We start from the raw sequence: 18,646 nt of genomic DNA, 5'->3' as shown, positions 1-18,646 counted from the left end.
ACACGGAGTCAGGCGCGCAGCCGGCCCGTACGGAGCGACCCCTACGGCGGTGGGCAGGGCGGAAGCCCCACCGAGGTGGCCAGGCGGAGGTCCCACGGGGGTGGGCGGGCGGAGGTGACGAGGGCCCGCGCGGGAGGTGTGCGGCATGGCCGCGCCCCCTGCTGGGCCCCGGCTCGGGGCCGCCCACGCCGGGGGGCGGTGTCCGCCCGCAAACCGGCGCCCGGCCCAGCCACCACAAGACCCGGTTCTTCGGAGGACCTGTGGGGCCGGGCCCCGGCACCGCCAGGGCCCGGCACGGCCAAAGCCCGGCACCGCCAGAGCCCCGCACCGCTGGGGACCGGGACGGCCAGAACCCCGCACCGCCAGAGCTCGGCACCGCCAGGGCCCGGCACGGCCAGAGCCCGGCACCGCCAGAGCCCCGCACCGCCAAAGCCCCGCACGGCCGGGGCTCCCGGTGCGGCCGGGGCTCCCGGTGTGGCGGGGCTCCCAGTGTGGCCGGGGCTCCTATGGGGCTGCTGCCCGTAGGGAGGCAGCCTTGCGGAGCCGAGGCCCGGGGCCGGGCCGACGGCCCTGGCCCCTGGTCGGCGGGCCCGGTGGGACCGGGGCCGGCACGACCGAGGCGCGGGGGGACCGCGGCCCGGCCGTGCAGGGGTGCCTGGGGAGAGGGGGCCTGAGGAGCCTCGGTCAGTGGGCGGCCGAGTCCCAGTTGGGGCCTACGCCGACCGAGACGTCCAGAGGCGCTCGGAGGGCGGCGGCGTTGGCCATCTGTTCGCGGAGGAGGGCTTCGACCTGGTCGCGCTCGCCGGGGGCGAGCTCCAGGACGATTTCGTCGTGGACCTGAAGGAGCATCCGGGACGCGAGGCCGGCCTCGGTCAGGGCGCGGTCGACGCCGAGCATGGCGACCTTGACGATGTCCGCCGCGGTGCCCTGGATCGGGGCGTTGAGGGCCATCCGCTCGGCCGCCTCGCGGCGCTGGCGGTTGTCGCTGTTGAGGTCCGGCAGGTAGCGGCGACGGCCGAGCATGGTCTCGGTGTAGCCGGTGGCGCGGGCCTCGTCGACGACCCGGCGCAGGTAGTCCCGCACCCCGCCGAAGCGCTCGAAGTAGGTGTCCATCAGACCGCGGGCCTCGGCCGGGTCGATGTTCAGCTGCTGCGAGAGGCCGAAGGCGGAGAGGCCGTAGGCCAGACCGTACGACATGGCCTTGATCTTGCGGCGCATCTCCGCGTCGACGGCGGACCGCTCCACGCCGAACACCTGCGAGGCGACCGTGGTGTGCAGGTCCTCGCCGGAGGTGAAGGCCTCGATGAGGCCCTCGTCCTCGGAGAGGTGGGCCATCACGCGCAGCTCGATCTGGCTGTAGTCGGCGGTCATCAGGGCCTCGAAGCCCTCGCCGACGACGAAGCCGTGCCGGATCGCGCGGCCCTCGTCCGTGCGCACCGGCACGTTCTGCAGGTTGGGGTCGGTCGAGGAGAGGCGGCCGGTGGCGGCCACGGTCTGGCTGAAGGTGGTGTGGATCCGCCCGTCCGCCGCGACCGTCTTGATCAGGCCTTCGACGGTGGAGCGCAGACGCGCCTGCTCGCGGTGGCGGAGCATGATCACCGGGAGCTCGTGCTCGGTCTGGCCGGCCAGCCAGGCGAGCGCGTCGGCGTCCGTGGTGTAGCCGGTCTTCGTCTTCTTCGTCTTGGGCAGGTTGAGCTCGCCGAAGAAGACCTCCTGGAGCTGCTTGGGCGAGCCCAGGTTGAACTCGTGGCCGACGGAGGCGTGCGCCTCCTTCACCGCCTGCTGCACCGCACCGGCGAACTGCTGCTCCAGGGCCTCCAGGTGGTCCCGGTCGGCCGCGATGCCGTGGCGCTCCAGACGGGCGAGGAGGGCCGAGGTCGGCAGCTCGACCTCGTGGAGCAGCTCCTTGGCGCCGACCTCCGCCAGCTTCTCCTCGAAGGCGGTGCCGAGGTCGAGCACGGCCCGGGCCTGCGACATCAGGGCCTCGGCCTCGGCGGTGTCGTCGGCGCCGAAGGCGAGCTGACCGTCGGTGGCCGCCGCGGGGGCGAGCTCGCGGCCGAGGTACTCGACGGAGAGCGCGTCCAGGGCGAAGGAGCGGCGGCCGGGCTTGACCAGGTACGCGGCGAGCGCGGTGTCCATGGTGACGCCGGCGACGCTCCAGCCGTGCTCGGGGAAGACCCGCATCGCACCCTTGGCGTTGTGCATGACCTTGGGGCGGGCCGGGTCGGCGATCCACTCGGCCCAGGCCTTCTCGTCGGCCTCGTCGAGCTGCGACGGGTCGAACCACGCGGCGGCGCCGTCGCCCGAGGCGAGCGCGATCTCCGCGACGCTGCCGGTGCCGAGGGCCCAGCTGTCGACCGTGGCCACGCCGAGCGGCTGTCCGGCGTGCTCGGCGAGCCAGCCGGCGAGCTCACCCGAGCCGAGGACGGTGAAGTCGAGCTCGACGCCGGGCGCCGGGGCGGGCGCGACCTCCTCGGCGGCGCCGGGGTCGACGGCGAGGAGCCGCTCGCGCAGCGACGGGTTGCGGATCTCCAGGGTGTCGAGGACGAGCGCGACGGCCGTGCGGTCGTAGGGCTCGCGGGCCAGGTCCTGGACCGTCCTGGGCAGCTCGACGTCGCGGACCATCTCGGTGAGGCGGCGGTTGAGCTTCACCGACTCGAGATGATCGCGGAAGTTCTGTCCCGCCTTGCCCTTGATCTCCTCGGCGCGCTCCACCAGCTCGGCGAGGGAGCCGAACTGGTTGATCCACTTCGCGGCGGTCTTCTCGCCGACGCCGGGGATGCCGGGCAGGTTGTCCGACGGGTCGCCGCGCAGGGCGGCGAAGTCCGGGTACTGGGAGGGCGAGAGACCGTACTTCTCCTGGACCTTCTCCGGGGTGAAGCGGGTCAGCTCGGAGACGCCCTTGGTGGGGTAGAGCACCGTGGTGTGGTCGGTGACCAGCTGGAAGGAGTCGCGGTCGCCGGTGACGATGAGCACCTCGAAGCCCGCGGCCTCGGCCTGGGTGGCGAGGGTGGCGATGACGTCGTCCGCCTCGAATCCCTCGATCGCGAAGCGCGGGGCGTGCATGGCGTCGAGCAGCTCGCCGATCAGCTCGACCTGCCCCTTGAACTCGTCGGGGGTCTTGGAGCGGTTCGCCTTGTACTCGGGGAACTCGTCGGAGCGCCAGGTCTTGCGGGACACGTCGAACGCGACGGCGAAGTGCGTGGGCGCCTCGTCGCGGAGCGTGTTCGCCAGCATGGACGCGAATCCGTAGATCGCGTTCGTCGGCTGCCCCAGCGCGGTGGTGAAGTTCTCCGCGGGGAGCGCGAAGAACGCCCGGTACGCCAGGGAGTGCCCGTCCATGAGGAGCAGGCGCGGACGGTTCTCTTCGGTCATATCGGTCTTCTTCGCTGCTGTCTCGGCCACGGGACGATCCTGCCACGCGCCACCGACATTCCCGTCCACTCCTCTTCCCCCGCCCGACCCGCTCTCCTCCTGCGGCCTCCGCCCGACCCGCTCCCTTCCCGCCGCCTCCGCCCGGCCCGCTCCCCTCCTGCTCCCTCCACCCGGCCCGCTCGCCTTCCGCCCCCGCCGCCGGGCCCGTCCACTCCCCTCCCGCCCCCGCCGCCAGGCCCGTCCACTCCCCTCCAGCCCCCTCTGACACCTCCCCTCACCCCGCCCCCCGTCGACCGTGTCCGACCGTGCCCGCACGTTGACGTAGCGCGCTCGCGTGGTCGACCGACCGTGCGTGGCCCGTTGTCGGTGGGGCGTGACAGGATCGGAGGCGTACGAGGTCTTCACCGCTCAAGGGAGAGCGCGATGGTCAGCAAGCCGCCGGTCGGCGACCCGGTTCAGGACGCGCCGCAGGTGGCGGCGCCGCAGCACGCGGCCGCCGGGCTGCCCGCCATCGGGCACACGCTGAGGATCGCCCAGGCGCAGATGGGCGTGCGGCGGACCGCGCGGACCCTGCTCAAGGTCAACCAGAAGGACGGCTTCGACTGTCCCGGCTGCGCCTGGCCGGAGGGCGACAAGCGGCATGTGGCGGAGTTCTGCGAGAACGGGGCGAAGGCGGTCGCCGAGGAGGCGACGCTGCGCCGGGTCACGCCGGACTTCTTCGCCGCGCACCCGGTGGCGGACCTGGCGAGCCGCAGTGGCTACTGGCTGGGCCAGCAGGGCCGGATCACGCACCCGATGTACCTCCCCGAGGGCGCCGACCGCTACGAGGCGGTGTCCTGGGAGCGGGCGTTCGCGATCATCGCGGAGGAGCTGACCGCGCTCTCCTCCCCCGACGAGGCGCTGTTCTACACCTCGGGCCGGACCAGCAACGAGGCGGCGTTCCTGCTCCAGCTGTTCGCCCGCGAGTTCGGTACGAACAACCTGCCGGACTGCTCCAACATGTGCCACGAGTCCTCGGGCTCGGCGCTCAACGAGACGATCGGCATCGGCAAGGGCAGCGTCTCCCTGGAGGACCTGCACCAGGCCGACCTGATCGTGGTCGCCGGACAGAATCCGGGGACGAACCACCCGCGGATGCTCTCGGCCCTGGAGAAGGCGAAGGCGGCCGGGGCGCGGATCATCTCGGTGAACCCGCTGCCGGAGGCGGGCCTGGAGCGGTTCAAGAATCCGCAGACGCCGCAGGGCATGCTCAAGGGCGCCGCGCTCACCGATCTCTTCCTGCAGATCCGGATCGGCGGCGACCAGGCGCTGTTCCGGCTGCTCAACAAGCTGGTGCTGGAGACGCCGGGGGCGGTCGACGAGGAGTTCGTCGGGGCGCACACCCACGGGTACGAGGAGTTCGCGGCGGCGGCGAAGGCGGCGGACTGGGACGAGACGCTCGCCGCGACCGGTCTTTCCCGGGCGGAGATCGAGCGTGCCCTGGAGATGGTGCTCGCCTCGCGGCGGACCATCGTGTGCTGGGCGATGGGCCTCACCCAGCACAAGCACTCGGTGCCGACCATCCGCGAGGTGGTCAACTTCCTGCTGCTGCGCGGCAACATCGGCCGGCCGGGCGCCGGGGTGTGCCCGGTGCGCGGGCACTCCAACGTGCAGGGCGACCGGACGATGGGGATCTTCGAGCGGCCCGCGGCGGCCTTCCTGGACGCCCTGGACAAGGAGTTCGGGATCACCTCGCCGCGCCATCACGGCTTCGACGTGGTGCGGTCGATCGAGGCGCTCCGCGACGGCGAGGCCAAGGTGTTCTTCGCCATGGGCGGCAACTTCGTGGGCGCGACCCCGGACACCGACGTGACCGAGGCGGCGATGCGCAACGCGCGCCTGACGGTGCACGTGTCGACGAAGCTGAACCGCTCGCACGCGGTCACCGGTACGCGCGCGCTGATCCTGCCGACGCTCGGGCGCACGGACAAGGACGTGCAGAAGAGCGGCAAGCAGTTCGTGACGGTCGAGGACTCCATGGGTCTCGTGCACGCCTCGCGCGGCAACCTGCCGCCAGCGGGCCCGCAGCTGCTGTCCGAGCCGGCGATCGTGGCGCGGATGGCGCGGGCCGTGCTGGGCGCGGGTTCGGCCACGCCCTGGGAGGACTTCGAGGCGGACTACGCGGTGATCCGCGACCGCATCGCGCGGGTGGTCCCCGGCTTCGAGGACTTCAACGCGCGGCTCGCGGCCAGTCCGGGCGGTTTCGCGCTGCCGCACGCGCCGCGGGACGAGCGCCGGTTCCCGACGGCGACGGGGAAGGCGAACTTCACGGCGGCGCCGGTCGAGTTCCCGAAGGTCCCGGAGGGGCGGCTGCTGCTGCAGACGCTGCGGTCGCACGACCAGTACAACACCACGATCTACGGACTCGACGACCGCTACCGGGGCATCACCGGCGGGCGCCGCGTGGTCCTGGTGCACCCGGAGGACGCGGCGGCGCTGGGCTTCGCGGACGGGGCGTACGCGGATCTGGTGAGCGAGTGGACCGACGGCAGCGAGCGCCGGGCGCCCGGTTTCCGGGTGGTGCACTATCCGACGGCCCGGGGCTGCGCGGCGGCGTACTACCCGGAGACGAACGTGCTGGTGCCGCTGGAGTCGACGGCCGACGTCAGCAACACCCCCGCCAGCAAGTCCGTGATCGTGCGTCTGGAAGAATCCCCGAAGCCGTCCGCCTAAGCGCTTGCTCAGCACCTCGGTGGCGCGTGGGTGCGGGGTGGCGGTAGACAGTGATCAGCAGCCGTACGAAGACGAACGGAGCCGCGCCATGGGTGAGCAGCAGCATGTGAAGTTCCCGCAGGAGGTCATCGACGAGTACGCCTCGCTCGGTGTGGACCTGCCGGCCCTCTTCTCGGCCGGACACCTGGGGAACCGGATGGGCGTCCAGATCCTCGAGGCGTCGGCGGACCGGGTGGTCGGCACGATGCCGGTGGAGGGCAACACCCAGCCGTACGGTCTGCTGCACGGCGGCGCCTCGGCGGTGCTCGCCGAGACCCTGGGGTCGATCGGCTCGATGCTGCACGGCGGAGTGTCCAAGATCGCCGTGGGCGTGGACCTGAACTGCACGCACCACCGGGGCGCGCGCAGCGGCCTGGTGACCGGCGTCGCCACGCCGGTGCACCGCGGCCGCTCCACGGCCACCTACGAGATCGTGATCACGGACGAGCAGGACAAGCGGGTCTGCTCGGCGCGGCTGACCTGCATGCTGAGGGAGATCGGCGCGAAGGACGCGGACAACCTGCCGGCCGCGGGCCGGGCCGAGGGCGCCGGCGCCTGAGACCGCCCGGCGGCCGGGCCCGCCGACCCCGTGGGCGCGCGGGGCCCGGGTGCCCGTCCGCCGCATCCGGCACTCCCAACTCCCTTTTCCTCCAGGGCTCTTGCCGCCCTGGAGGGCAACCTGTTCACTGGCGTTCCACTCCTGACAGCGAGGGGAATTCCGTGACCGCGCCACGCGCCACCATCCTGGTCGCCGCCGCCTGCGCCGCCGTGCTCGCCACCGCGATGCCGTCCGCGGCGATCAACTCGTACAACGCAGCCCCCGCGCCCGAGCGCACCGAGGTGGGCGCCCTGATCGCGACCTGGGACGACGACGCCGATCCCGGGACACCGGACCGGGTGGACTGGGTCTGCTCCGGCACCATGATCGATGCCGACACCTTCCTGACCGCGGCGCACTGCACGACGGACTGGCCGGAGAACGTGCGTTTCTTCGTGTCGCTCGACCAGGACGTGCAGGGGGAGCTCGACCGGGCCGCCGCCGCGCATCCGGGGCGGCCCGACACCGTGGCCCGGGCCGTGGCGGTCGAGGGCTCCGCCCACAGTCACCCCGCGTATCCGGGGCCCGCCTCCGACCGGCACGACATCTCCGTGATCGAACTGCCCGCCGCGAAGATCGCGGAGCGCTGGGCCTTCACGCCGGCCTCGCTGCCGAAGGCGGGCGCGCTGGACGCGCTGGGCCCCCGGGGGCTGAACGACACCGGCTTCCTCGTCGCCGGATACGGCACCGAGGAGGCGCACCGAGGGCCCGGCGGACACACGCATCCCGGGGGCGGTGTGCGGATGAAGGCGCCCGTCACGTTCCACGCGCTGAACCCTTCGTGGGTCCGGCTCGGCATGACCGCGTCGCAGGGCAACGGCGGTGCCTGTTACGGGGATTCGGGCGGGCCGAACTTCGCGACCGTCGACGGGCGGTTCACCCTGGTGGCGACCACGATCACCGGGGACACACCCTGTTACGCGACCAACGTGGTGTACCGGCTGGATACGCCGGGTGCCCGCGACTTCCTCCGGGCGTACGTCCAACTCCCGTGATATGCAAGCGAATCGGGGTGGGCGGGGCCGTTCTCCTCACGGTCGCCTTCCTGACCACCGGGTGCGGGGAGGCACCACGGGCCCCCGCTCCCCGTGCGAGCACTCCGGCCGACGTGTGCACCGATCTCGTCTCGTACTGGGTGAAAGAGGCCCTGAGGGGCAGCAAATGGGCGGGGCTCGACTGGGAGCAGAAGGGCATGTCCAACGAGCAGTACGAGATCCATGACGAGGTGCTGGTCGCGGCACGGGCGGAGGAGCGGCGCGACGGACGCGAGGCCGCCTTCGCGCTGACCGACCGGGAGACGCGGCGGCGCTGCGAGGCGGCGAAGGGAGCGACCGGCAGCTCGGAGAACTGGCGCCCGCCCAGCGAACAGGGAGTTCCCACCAGCGGATACCGGCCATCCTCGCCGTAACACTGCGTAACAACCCCGCAATGTCGGAGCGGCGCACCCCGGCCGACTCCTCCGTCCGCTGGCAATGAGGCAAGTGTCCGATATCCGGAGAGCCTTCCGAGGGGGTCGTCAGGACCAAGATCTACCCAAGCCCCTTAGCGGAACTGGGCGTTCTCACTATGTGAACACCGAACTACAGACCCATATGTCCCAGTTTGCCCATGGCCTGCACACCGGTTCCCCCCGTCGGCATAACAAGACAGTCACATCCTGACCTGGGCGCTCCCCGACCTTCCCCGGCTGCGCCTAGAGTCACGGCCAGTTACCGCGCCGCCGGGCGCTTCCTCTGCACGGCCCTGCTCCACCAGTACGGCCCGGCATCGAAAACGGCACCTCTAGCTACACAGCTTCACGGCACCGCCTCAGCTTGAGGGGGCCGCGCCAGGGAAAGGATTTTTCGTGCGACACCGTTCTTTGCTCATCCTGACCAGCGTGCTCACCACGGGAGCGCTCACCCTCACCGCCTGCGGTTCGCGCGACGACAAGGGCAACGGCGGCGGCGACAACGCCGGCGGCGGCACGACCGTCGTGATCGGTGTGGACGCCCCGCTGACCGGCTCGCTCTCCGCTCTGGGCCAGGGCATCAAGAACTCCGTGGACCTGGCGGTCCAGACCGCCAACAAGAACAAGGAAGTCCCGGGCGTCACCTTCAAGATCGAGGCCCTCGACGACCAGGCCGTCCCGGCCTCCGGCCAGGCCAACGCCACCAAGCTGGTCGGCAACAAGGACGTCGTCGGTGTCGTCGGCCCGCTGAACTCCGGCGTCTCGCAGCAGATGCAGGGTGTCTTCGCCGCCGCCAACCTGGCGCAGGTCTCCCCCGCCAACACGAACCCCTCCCTCTCGCAGGGTGACAACTGGGGCAAGGGCGAGTTCAAGCGCCCCTTCAAGACCTACTTCCGTACCGCCGCCACCGACGTGGTCCAGGGCAAGTTCGCCGCCCAGTACCTCTTCAAGGACGCCGGCAAGAAGAAGGTCTTCGTCGTCGACGACAAGCAGACCTACGGCGCCGGCCTCGCGGCGATCTTCACCGACGAGTTCAAGCGCCTCGGCGGCCAGGTCGTCGGCACCGACCACGTCACCGTGAAGGAGACCGACTTCTCCTCCACCGCCGACAAGGTCAAGGGCACCGGCGCCGACTCCGTCTACTTCGGCGGCCAGTACCCCGAGGGCGGCCTGCTCTCCGACCAGATCAAGAAGACCGGCGCCAAGGTTCCGGTCATGGGTGGCGACGGCATCTACGACCCGGCGTTCATCAGCGCCTCCGGCGAGGCCAACGAGGGCGACCTCGCCACCTCGATCGGCTACCCGGTCGAGAAGCTCGACACCGCCAAGAAGTTCATCGCGGACTACAACGCCGGCGGCTACAAGGACCCGTACGCGGCCTACGGCGGCTACTCCTACGACGCCGGCTGGGCGATCATCCAGGCCGTCAAGGCCGTCGTCGCCGCCAACGGCGGCAAGGTGCCGACCGACGCCCGCGCCAAGGTCACCGAGGCCCTGGGCAAGGTCTCCTTCGACGGTGTGACCGGCAAGGTCTCCTTCGACGAGTACGGCGACACCACCAACAAGCAGCTCACGGTCTACAAGGTCCAGGGCGGCAAGTGGGTCGACGTCAAGAGCGACACCTTCAACCAGTAAGCACACCGCCCCGGCCCTGAGCCGGGAGCCCCGCACCACCTGATCCACAGCCGCGCGAGGGCGCAAACAGCGCCCTCGCGCGGAGTCTTATCCGACAAGCTCATCGGAGGCCTGCGGTGAACGAACTGCCGCAACAGCTGGCCAACGGCCTTGCCCTGGGTGCCCTTTACGGTCTCATCGCCATCGGGTACACCATGGTCTACGGCATCGTCCAGCTCATCAACTTCGCCCACGGCGAGATCTTCATGATCGGGGGCTTCGGTGCCCTCACCACCTACACCGCTCTTCCGAGCGGAACGTCCCTGCTGGTGGCGATACCGCTCATGATCGTCGGCGGCGCGATCGCCTCCGTGGCCGTCGCCACCGCCGCCGAGCGGTTCGCCTACCGGCCGCTGCGCAACGCGCCCCGGCTCGCCCCGCTGATCACCGCGATCGGCCTGTCCATCGCGCTGCAGCAGCTCGTGTGGCAGTTCTACCCCGACGCCAAGAAGGCCGTCAGCTTCCCCGAGTTCAAGGGCGAAGCCTTCAAGATCACCGAAAGCCTCCAGATCCAGCGCGCCGACGCCTTCGTGCTCGCCCTGGCCCCTCTGTGCATGCTCGCCCTCGGCATCTTCGTCTCGAAGAGCCGCAGCGGCCGCGCCATGCAGGCCACCGCGCAGGACCCGGACACCGCGAAGCTGATGGGCATCAACACCGACCGCATCATCGTCATGGCCTTCGCCATCGGTGCCGCGTTCGCCGCCGTCGCCGCCGTCGCCTACGGCCTCGACAAGGGCCAGATCAACTTCGAGATGGGCTTCATCCTCGGCCTCAAGGCCTTCACCGCGGCCGTCCTCGGCGGCATCGGCAACATCTACGGCGCCATGGTCGGCGGCGTCGTCCTCGGCATCGCCGAGTCCCTCTCGATCGCCTACATCGAGGACATCCCCGGCATGCAGCAGCTCGGCGGCGGTGCCTGGTCCAACGTGTGGGCCTTCGTCCTCCTCATCCTCGTACTCCTCGTCAGGCCACAGGGCCTGCTGGGCGAGCGCGTCGCGGACAGGGCGTGAGCACCATGAGCGAGAACACCCTCACCACCGAGGCCACCGCAACCGTGGCCACCGCCTCCGGCGCCCCCACCGGGCTCCTGTGGACCGCCGTCGCCGGCTCCGTCGCGACCGCCGCCTCCACCTTCCTCGCCTGGACGTGGACCACCGCCTTCCCCGGCAACCTCACGATCTACGGCAACCCCGCCCCGCTCCAGCTGCTCACGCTGGTCGGAGCCGTCCTCACCGGGCTGTACGCGCTCTCCGCGCTCGGCGTGAAGGGCCTCGGCTGGCTCACGCCGACCGGCTCCCGCAAGGCCCTGTGGATCCTGGCCCTGGGCACGTTCGCCACCACCCTGTTCACCGCGCTCTCGATCATCGTCGAGCTCGGTGCCCTGGTGGACCTGGAGCCCGGCGCCGGCATCGCCGTCCTCGCCGCCGCCGTACCGGCCGTCGCCGCGTACAAGCTGCCCGACGACACCCGCAAGGCCGCCCCCGCGAAGCAGCTGGCGTCCTGGGCCGAGGTCCTGATCATCGTCGCCGTCTTCGCCCTGGGCCTCTTCGTGGTCACCTTCGGCATCGACACCGACGACTCCGAGCCGCAGCTCTTCATCGCCTACCTGATCCTGGTCGCCTTCGCGGCCACCGCGCTGGTCAAGTCCGGCCTCACCGCCCGCCTTTCGCAGATCACCGCACGCAACCGCCAGGTGACGGTCACCGCCAGCCTGGTCATGGCGATCGCCTTCCCGTTCATCCAGCAGAGCGGCGACACCTACACGCTGATCGCGGTCAACATCCTGATCTTCGCGACCGTCGCCCTCGGCCTGAACATCGTCGTCGGCCTCGCGGGTCTGCTCGACCTCGGTTACGTCGCCTTCCTCGGCGTGGGCGCCTACACCGCGGCCCTGGTCTCCGGCGCCACCTCCTCCGCCTTCGGAGTCCAGTTCCCCTTCTGGGCCGCCGCCCTCACCGGCATGGCAGCCTCGCTGGTCTTCGGTGTCGTCATCGGCGCCCCGACCCTGCGACTGCGCGGCGACTACCTCGCCATCGTGACCCTCGGCTTCGGAGAGATCTTCCGCATCGCCATGGGCAACCTCGACGGCACCTCCGGCCCGCAGATCACCAACGGCCCCAACGGCATCCCGAACATCCCGCAGCTGGAGTTCTTCGGCTACAACTTCGGCGAGTCCCACACCGTCCTCGGTGTCGAGCTCGGCGCCTACGCCAACTACTACCTGCTCATGATCTTCATCATGGCGCTGGTCGTGGTCGTCTTCTCCCGGGCCGGCAACAGCCGCATCGGCCGCGCGTGGGTCGCGATCCGCGAGGACGAGACCGCCGCCACCGCCATGGGCATCAACGGCTTCCGCGTCAAGCTCGTCGCCTTCGCCCTCGGCGCCGCCCTGGCCGGCCTCGCGGGCACCGTGCAGGCGCACGTCAACACCACCGTGGTCCCGGAGAACTACGTGTTCGCCGGCCCCGTCCCGCCGAACTCCGCGTTCCTGCTGGCGGCGGTCATCCTCGGCGGCATGGGCACCATCTCCGGCCCCATCGTCGGCTCCGCCCTGCTCTTCCTGATCCCGGCCAAGCTCTCGTTCCTCCAGGACTACCAGCTGCTCGGCTTCGGCATCGCCCTGATCCTGCTGATGCGCTTCCGCCCCGAGGGCCTCATCGCCAACAAGCGGGCCAAGCTGGAATTCCACGAGAACGACGACCAGGTCGCCGTACCGGAGCAACGACAGCCCGCGGAAGCGGAGTCGGACACCGGCACGGCGAAGGCGGGGGCGTGAACGCCATGACGACCACCACCGAAACCGGCACCACCACGACGGCCACGGCCGCCACCGTCCTCGAGGCGAGCGGTGTCACGATGCGCTTCGGCGGCCTCACCGCCGTCCGCGACGTCGACCTGACCGTCCGCGAGGGCGAGATCGTCGGCCTCATCGGCCCGAACGGCGCCGGCAAGACCACCTTCTTCAACTGCCTGACCGGTCTGTACGTCCCGACCGAGGGCCAGGTCAGCTACAAGGGAACGGTCCTGCCGCCGAAGCCGCACCTGGTCACCCAGGCCGGCATCGCCCGCACCTTCCAGAACATCCGCCTCTTCTCCAACATGACGGTCCTGGAGAACGTCCTCGTCGGACGCCACACCCGGACCAAGGAGGGCCTGTGGTCCGCGCTCCTGCGCGGCCCCGGCTTCAAGAAGGCCGAAGCCGCCTCCCGCGACCGGGCCATGGAACTCCTGGAGTTCGTCGGCCTGGCCGGCAAGGCCGAGCACCTCGCGCGCAACCTGCCGTACGGCGAGCAGCGCAAGCTGGAGATCGCCCGCGCACTCGCCAGCGACCCCGGCCTGCTGCTCCTCGACGAGCCGACGGCCGGCATGAACCAGAGCGAGACGCGCACCACCGAGGAGCTCGTCTTCGCGATCCGCGACCGCGGCATCGCGGTCCTGGTCATCGAGCACGACATGAAGTTCATCTTCAAGCTGTGCGACCGGGTGGCCGTACTCGTCCAGGGCGAGAAGCTCGTCGAGGGCACCGCCGAGGTCGTCCAGGGCGACGAGCGCGTCGTGGCCGCGTACCTGGGCACGCCGTACGAGGACGCGCCGGGCGCGGAGGAGCTCGCCGAGGTGGAGGCCGCGGAGGCCCACGCCGAGGCGGCCGGGGCCACGGCCGAGGCCGAGGCCGCTGCCGACGCGGAGGCCGAGCCTGAGGCCGCGGCTGACGCGGACGCCGAGCCCGAGGCCACGGCAGACGCCGACGCCGAGCCCGAGGCGACGGCCGACGCCGACACCGAGGGCGAGGGCGAGCCCGAGGCCCCGGCCGAGGCGGCCGCGACCCCCGCTTCCGAGGAAGCGGACAGCACCACCGAAGGAGACTCCAAGTGACCGCACTTCTGGAGGTCGAGGACCTCAGGGTCGCCTACGGCAAGATCGAGGCCGTCAAGGGCATCTCCTTCTCCGTCGAGGCCGGCCAGGTCGTCGCCCTGATCGGCACCAACGGCGCCGGCAAGACCACGACCCTCCGGACCCTCTCGGGACTGATCAAGCCCACCTCGGGCAAGATCAGCTTCGACGGCCAGGCGCTCAACGGCATCCCGGCCCACAAGGTCGTCTCCCTGGGCCTCGCCCACTCCCCCGAGGGCCGGCACATCTTCCCCCGGCTCACCATCGCCGAGAACCTCCAGCTGGGCGCCTTCCTCCGCAAGGACAAGGACGGCATCGAGCGGGACATCCAGAAGGCCTACGACCTGTTCCCGATCCTGGGCGAGCGTCGCAAGCAGGCCGCGGGCACCCTCTCCGGCGGTGAGCAGCAGATGCTGGCCATGGGCCGGGCGCTCATGTCCCAGCCCAAGCTGCTGATGCTGGACGAGCCGTCGATGGGCCTCTCCCCGATCATGATGCAGAAGATCATGGAGACCATCTCGACGCTGAAGTCCGAGGGCATGACGATCCTGCTCATCGAGCAGAACGCGCAGGCCGCGCTCTCGCTCGCGGACCAGGCCTACGTGCTCGAGGTCGGCAAGATCAAGCTGTCCGGCACGGGCCAGGACCTGCTCCACGACGACGAGGTGCGCAAGACGTACCTCGGCGAGGAGTAACCCTCCCCCGCAAGCAGAAGGCCCGCCCCACACTGTCGTGGGGCGGGCCTTCGCCGTATCCGTGGGCCGCGGCCGGGGACCGGAGCCGCGGGCGAGAGCCGCAGGCCGTCGCCCGGGGGCCGTGGTCCGTAGGCCGTGGTCCGTAGGGCACGGGCCTTCGGTCCGAGGCGGAGCCTCCTACTGCTCCTTGGCCTTGGCGGCCTTCTTCTCCTCGGCGTCCTCGATGACCGCCTCGGCGACCTGCTGCATCGACATGCGGCGGTCCATGGAGGTCTTCTGGATCCAGCGGAACGCGGCCGGCTCGGTGAGACCGTACTGCGTCTGCAGGATCGACTTCGCACGGTCGACGAGCTTGCGGGTCTCCAGGCGCTGGGAGAGGTCGGCGACCTCCTGCTCCAGGGCACGCAGCTCGGCGAAACGCGACACGGCCATCTCGATGGCCGGCACCACGTCGCTCTTGCTGAACGGCTTGACCAGGTACGCCATGGCCCCGGCGTCCCGGGCCCGCTCGACGAGCTCTCGCTGGGAGAAGGCGGTCAGCATAAGAACCGGGGCGATGGACTCGCCGGCGATCTTCTCGGCCGCCGAGATGCCGTCGAGGACGGGCATCTTCACGTCGAGGATGACCAGGTCGGGGCGGTGCTCCCGGGCCAGCTCCACGGCCGTGGCGCCGTCGCCGGCCTCGCCGACGACGGTGTAGCCCTCCTCCTCCAGCATCTCTTTGAGGTCGAGACGGATGAGGGCCTCGTCCTCGGCGATGACGACACGGGTCGTCAGCGGCGGGACGTGGGACGCGGCAGCGTCATCGGCGTCGGGCTGGGGCGACTCGGGGGCGGTCACGGGGGCTCCTCGTTGCGGGGCAACTACTGCTCCCCATGAGCCTACCTACCTCCTGTAAGGTAGGAGCACGGCGGGTCACCGCCAACCTTCATTTCGAAGGAAGCCCCGGTAGCCCAGCGGTTAGAGGCAATGGTCTCAAACACCATCCAGCGTGGGTTCGAATCCCACCCGGGGTACTTTACCTTTATTTCCAAGGTCACGATCCGATAATGGTTCGTCACCCACACGCGTGACATCGGGCCATCTCCGCGACGCCGCTCGGACGAAGCTCCCACACTCGGGCACATGTACGACCTGGGAACGCGCCGGCAAGCGCTCGCTCTCGTCGCCCAAGGCCAGAGCCTCAACTCGGTGAGCAAGCGGACCGGCATCTCGCGATCGGCGTTACGGGACTGGCAGAGGCGGCTCGAGCCCCACCGTCGCCTGAACGGACAGTCCCTGCCCTGCCCACGGTGCCGTCCCGTGCCGGGGGCGCCGGAAAACACGGCGGCCTACGCCTACCTGCTCGGCCTCTACCTCGGCGACGGCTGCATCAGCGACCACCCACGAGGCGGTCACCACCTTCGCATCGCCTGCACAGACGCCTGGCCCGGACTGATCCAGGCGTGCCGCGAGGCAATCCTGGCCGTACGCCCCGAAGGAAGCGTCTGCGTCCTCCAGAAGCGGGGGTGCGTCGCCGTCACCAGCTACGGTCGGCACTGGAAGTGCCTCTTCCCCCAGCACGGCCCCGGCAAGAAGCACGAGCGGCGCATCGTGCTCAAGCCGTGGCAGCAGCGGATCGTGGACGCGCACCCGTGGGAGTTCGTGCGCGGACTGATCCATTCCGACGGGTGCCGCATCGTCAACTGGACGACTCGTGTCGTACGGGGGGAGAAGAAGCGGTACGAGTACGTCCGCTACTTCTTCACCAACGTCTCCGACGACATCCGGCGCCTCTGCACCGACACCCTCGACGGGCTCGGTGTCGAGTGGAGGCACTGTACGCGCGCGGGCAAGCCGTACAACATCTCCGTCGCCCGCAGAGCCTCGGTGGCCCTCATGGAGCTCCACGTCGGCCCGAAGCACTGAGTGTCAGTTGGCCACCGGGTCGCCGATGTGGTGGACCCGGACCAGGTTGGTGGAGCCCGCGACGCCGGGGGGTGAGCCCGCCGTGATGACGACGATGTCCCCCTTCTTGCAGCGCCCGATCCGCAGCAGTTCCTCGTCCACCTGGGCGACCATGGCGTCGGTGGAGTCCACGTGCGGGCCGAGGAAGGTCTCGACGCCCCAGGTGAGGTTGAGCTGGGAGCGGGTGGCCGGGTCGGGGGTGAAGGCGAGCAGCGGGATGGGTGAGCGGTAGCGGGAGAGGCGCTTGACGGTGTCGCCGGACTGGGTGAAGGCGACGAGGAACTTGGCCTCGAGGAAGTCGCCGATCTCGGCGGCGGCGCGGGCGACGGCGCCGCCCTGGGTGCGGGGCTTGTTGCGTTCGGTGAGGGGTGGGAGGCCCTTGGCGAGGATGTCTTCTTCCGCCGCTTCGATGATGCGGCTCATGGTGCGCACGGTCTCGATGGGGTATTTGCCGACGCTGGTCTCGCCGGAGAGCATCACGGCGTCGGTGCCGTCGATGACGGCGTTGGCGACGTCGGAGGCCTCGGCGCGGGTGGGCCGGGAGTTGTCGATCATCGAGTCGAGCATCTGGGTGGCGACGATGACCGGTTTGGCGTTGCGCTTGGCGAGCTTGACGGCTCGCTTCTGGACGATCGGCACCTGTTCGAGGGGCATTTCGACGCCGAGGTCGCCGCGGGCGACCATGATGCCGTCGAAGGCGGCGACGATGTCGTCGATGTTCTCGACGGCCTGGGGCTTCTCGATCTTGGCGATGACCGGGACGCGGCGGTCTTCCTCGGCCATGATCCGGTGGACGTCCTCGACGTCGCGGCCGCTGCGGACGAAGGAGAGGGCGATGACGTCGGCGCCGGTGCGCAGGGCCCAGCGGAGGTCGTCGATGTCCTTCTCGGACAGGGCGGGGACGGAGACGGCGACGCCGGGCAGGTTGAGGCCCTTGTTGTCGGAGATCATGCCGCCTTCGACGACCCGGGTGTGCACGCGGGGTCCGTCGACGGAGGTGACCTCGAGGGTGACGCGGCCGTCGTCGACGAGGATGCGTTCGCCGGTGGTGACGTCGTCGGCGAGGCCGGCGTAGGTGGTGCCGCAGTGGTGGCGGTCGCCTTCCACCGGTTCGACGGTGATGGTGAAGGTGTCGCCGCGTTCAAGGAGTACGGGGCCTTCGCGGAATCGGCCAAGGCGGATCTTCGGACCTTGAAGGTCGGCGAGGACGCCGACGCTGCGGCCGGTTTCCTCGGCGGCTTTGCGGACGTGCTGGTAGCGCACTTCGTGGTCGATGTAGCTGCCGTGGCTGAGGTTGAAGCGGGCCACGTCCATTCCGGCTTCGATCAACGCCTTGATCTGGTCGTATGTTTCGGTGGCGGGCCCAAGAGTACAGACGATTTTTGCTCGGCGCATAAGGCGAGCCTAGGCCTTACCAGTGGGTAGCGAAGGGGCCGGGCATGACTACTCAACAACCTTTCCGTGAAAGGTTGTTGACAAGTCTTGAATTTGTGCGCCGGGTTGCTCCGATGAGCGGATTCGGGGCCGAAAAGGCGTTCGTCTCAGAGGGCGGGCGGGGCCATGGTGAACCGTGCGGCGACCTCCGCGGTGACCGTCTGGCGCTGGGGCTCCAGGTCCAGTGGGGCGGGCGCCTCCGCGGTCTCTGCCGCGAAGGCCATGCGCATTCCGCCGGCGGGCGCGGGCATACCGGGGGTGAGTCCGGTGTCGGAGAGTTCGAGGAGCGCGGCCAGGGAGGTGCCGAGCGCCTCGGCGTATTCGCGTGCGCGGCGCACTGCCTCGTGTACGGCCTGCCGGCGGGCCTCCGCGTGTTGCGGGGAGTCCGGGCGCAGTGCCCACCAGGGGCCGTCGACGCGGGTCCATTCGAGGTCGGCGAGGCGGGTGACGAGCTCGCCGAGGGCGGTGAAGTCGGTCAGCTCGGCGGTCAGGTGGACCCAGCCCTGGTAGCCGCGTACCCGCTCGCCGCGGCCGTGCCGGGCCGGCTCGGGGGTGACGGACAGGGCGCCGGTCTCCAGTGCGGCGACGGCTTCGCCGTAGGACTTCACGAGGGCGATCGCCTCGGCGTTACGGCCTGTCAGGGTGGCCAGGACCGAGGCCCGGTCGGTGCCCCTGGCGCGTACCGCGATCCCGATCCGGGCGAGCTCCGGTTCGACTTCCAGGCGGCCCTCGCCGCGGACCGTCACCTGGGGGGCCTCGGCGGTGGGGTGCTGTTGCGTCATACCGAACACTTTCCCACTCCGTAACTCGAAAGGTCTGTTGCGACCGCGC

The 18,646-nt window shown here is 70.4% G+C and carries 14 protein-coding genes and 1 tRNA gene; 11 read left to right on the top strand and 4 right to left on the bottom strand.

The features are described from left to right. Positions 1–684 precede the first annotated feature (684 nt). Positions 685–3,405, bottom strand: a complete 2,721-nt coding sequence (gene polA / locus ACIRQF_RS25160) for a DNA polymerase I (protein ID WP_404095203.1) — start codon at positions 3,403–3,405, stop codon at positions 685–687. A gap of 393 nt (positions 3,406–3,798) precedes the next feature. Here polA and ACIRQF_RS25155 point away from each other — a divergent pair, with 393 nt between their 5' ends. The 9 genes from ACIRQF_RS25155 (at position 3,799) to ACIRQF_RS25115 (ending at position 14,434) form a co-directional block, all read left to right on the top strand. Beyond that, entirely contained in the window at positions 3,799–6,087 is a 2,289-nt protein-coding gene (locus ACIRQF_RS25155) for an FdhF/YdeP family oxidoreductase (RefSeq protein WP_404095200.1), read from the top strand. 88 nt (positions 6,088–6,175) lie between these two features. Then, a complete protein-coding gene (locus ACIRQF_RS25150; protein WP_376629580.1) occupies positions 6,176–6,685 on the top strand; it encodes a PaaI family thioesterase in 510 nt (169 codons plus the stop codon). Positions 6,686–6,846: 161 nt separating this feature from the next. Continuing rightward, entirely contained in the window at positions 6,847–7,719 is an 873-nt protein-coding gene (locus ACIRQF_RS25145) for a trypsin-like serine protease (protein ID WP_404095196.1), read from the top strand. Beyond that, positions 7,716–8,132 (top strand): hypothetical protein, encoded by a 417-nt coding sequence (locus tag ACIRQF_RS25140; protein WP_404095194.1) that lies wholly within the window; start codon positions 7,716–7,718, stop codon positions 8,130–8,132. The genes ACIRQF_RS25145 and ACIRQF_RS25140 overlap by 4 nt, the downstream gene beginning before the upstream one ends. Before the next feature lie 438 nt (positions 8,133–8,570). Further along, on the top strand, positions 8,571–9,809 hold the full coding sequence (locus ACIRQF_RS25135; RefSeq protein WP_376629574.1) for a branched-chain amino acid ABC transporter substrate-binding protein: 1,239 nt from the start codon (positions 8,571–8,573) through the stop codon (positions 9,807–9,809). Between the two features lie 116 nt (positions 9,810–9,925). Then, positions 9,926–10,858: a branched-chain amino acid ABC transporter permease gene (locus ACIRQF_RS25130; protein ID WP_376629572.1), complete on the top strand. Its 933-nt coding sequence runs from the start codon at positions 9,926–9,928 to the stop codon at positions 10,856–10,858. A gap of 5 nt (positions 10,859–10,863) precedes the next feature. Continuing rightward, positions 10,864–12,624, top strand: a complete 1,761-nt coding sequence (locus ACIRQF_RS25125) for a branched-chain amino acid ABC transporter permease (RefSeq protein WP_376629570.1) — start codon at positions 10,864–10,866, stop codon at positions 12,622–12,624. 5 nt (positions 12,625–12,629) lie between these two features. Beyond that, a complete protein-coding gene (locus ACIRQF_RS25120) occupies positions 12,630–13,721 on the top strand; it encodes an ABC transporter ATP-binding protein (protein ID WP_404095486.1) in 1,092 nt (363 codons plus the stop codon). Further along, positions 13,718–14,434 (top strand): ABC transporter ATP-binding protein, encoded by a 717-nt coding sequence (locus ACIRQF_RS25115; RefSeq protein WP_365341686.1) that lies wholly within the window; start codon positions 13,718–13,720, stop codon positions 14,432–14,434. The genes ACIRQF_RS25120 and ACIRQF_RS25115 overlap by 4 nt, the downstream gene beginning before the upstream one ends. A 177-nt stretch (positions 14,435–14,611) precedes the next feature. On the opposite strand, the gene ACIRQF_RS25110 is transcribed toward ACIRQF_RS25115, so the two are convergent. Continuing rightward, on the bottom strand, positions 14,612–15,274 hold the full coding sequence (locus tag ACIRQF_RS25110) for an ANTAR domain-containing response regulator (protein WP_376629568.1): 663 nt from the start codon (positions 15,272–15,274) through the stop codon (positions 14,612–14,614). 102 nt (positions 15,275–15,376) lie between these two features. Here ACIRQF_RS25110 and ACIRQF_RS25105 point away from each other — a divergent pair. Further along, positions 15,377–15,450 (top strand) — tRNA-Leu (locus ACIRQF_RS25105). Between the two features lie 109 nt (positions 15,451–15,559). Further along, positions 15,560–16,342 carry a helix-turn-helix domain-containing protein gene (locus ACIRQF_RS25100; RefSeq protein ID WP_404095190.1) on the top strand — a complete coding sequence of 261 codons (783 nt, stop codon included), beginning with the start codon at positions 15,560–15,562 and terminating at the stop codon, positions 16,340–16,342. Positions 16,343–16,345: 3 nt separating this feature from the next. On the opposite strand, the gene pyk is transcribed toward ACIRQF_RS25100, so the two are convergent. Together pyk and ACIRQF_RS25090 are read right to left on the bottom strand one after the other, a co-directional pair. Then, positions 16,346–17,776: a pyruvate kinase gene (gene pyk, locus ACIRQF_RS25095; RefSeq protein WP_376629564.1), complete on the bottom strand. Its 1,431-nt coding sequence runs from the start codon at positions 17,774–17,776 to the stop codon at positions 16,346–16,348. Positions 17,777–17,922: 146 nt separating this feature from the next. Next, positions 17,923–18,597, bottom strand: coding sequence for an SIMPL domain-containing protein (locus tag ACIRQF_RS25090; protein ID WP_376629562.1), 675 nt, complete (start codon positions 18,595–18,597; stop codon positions 17,923–17,925). Positions 18,598–18,646: the final 49 nt, after the last annotated feature.

Origin of the sequence: Streptomyces sp. NPDC101191, from assembly GCF_044767915.1 — a bacterium.
In the GTDB taxonomy this organism is placed as follows: domain Bacteria; phylum Actinomycetota; class Actinomycetes; order Streptomycetales; family Streptomycetaceae; genus Streptomyces.
Note: the sequence above shows the minus strand (reverse complement) of the source record. Positions and strands in the feature narration are given on the sequence as shown.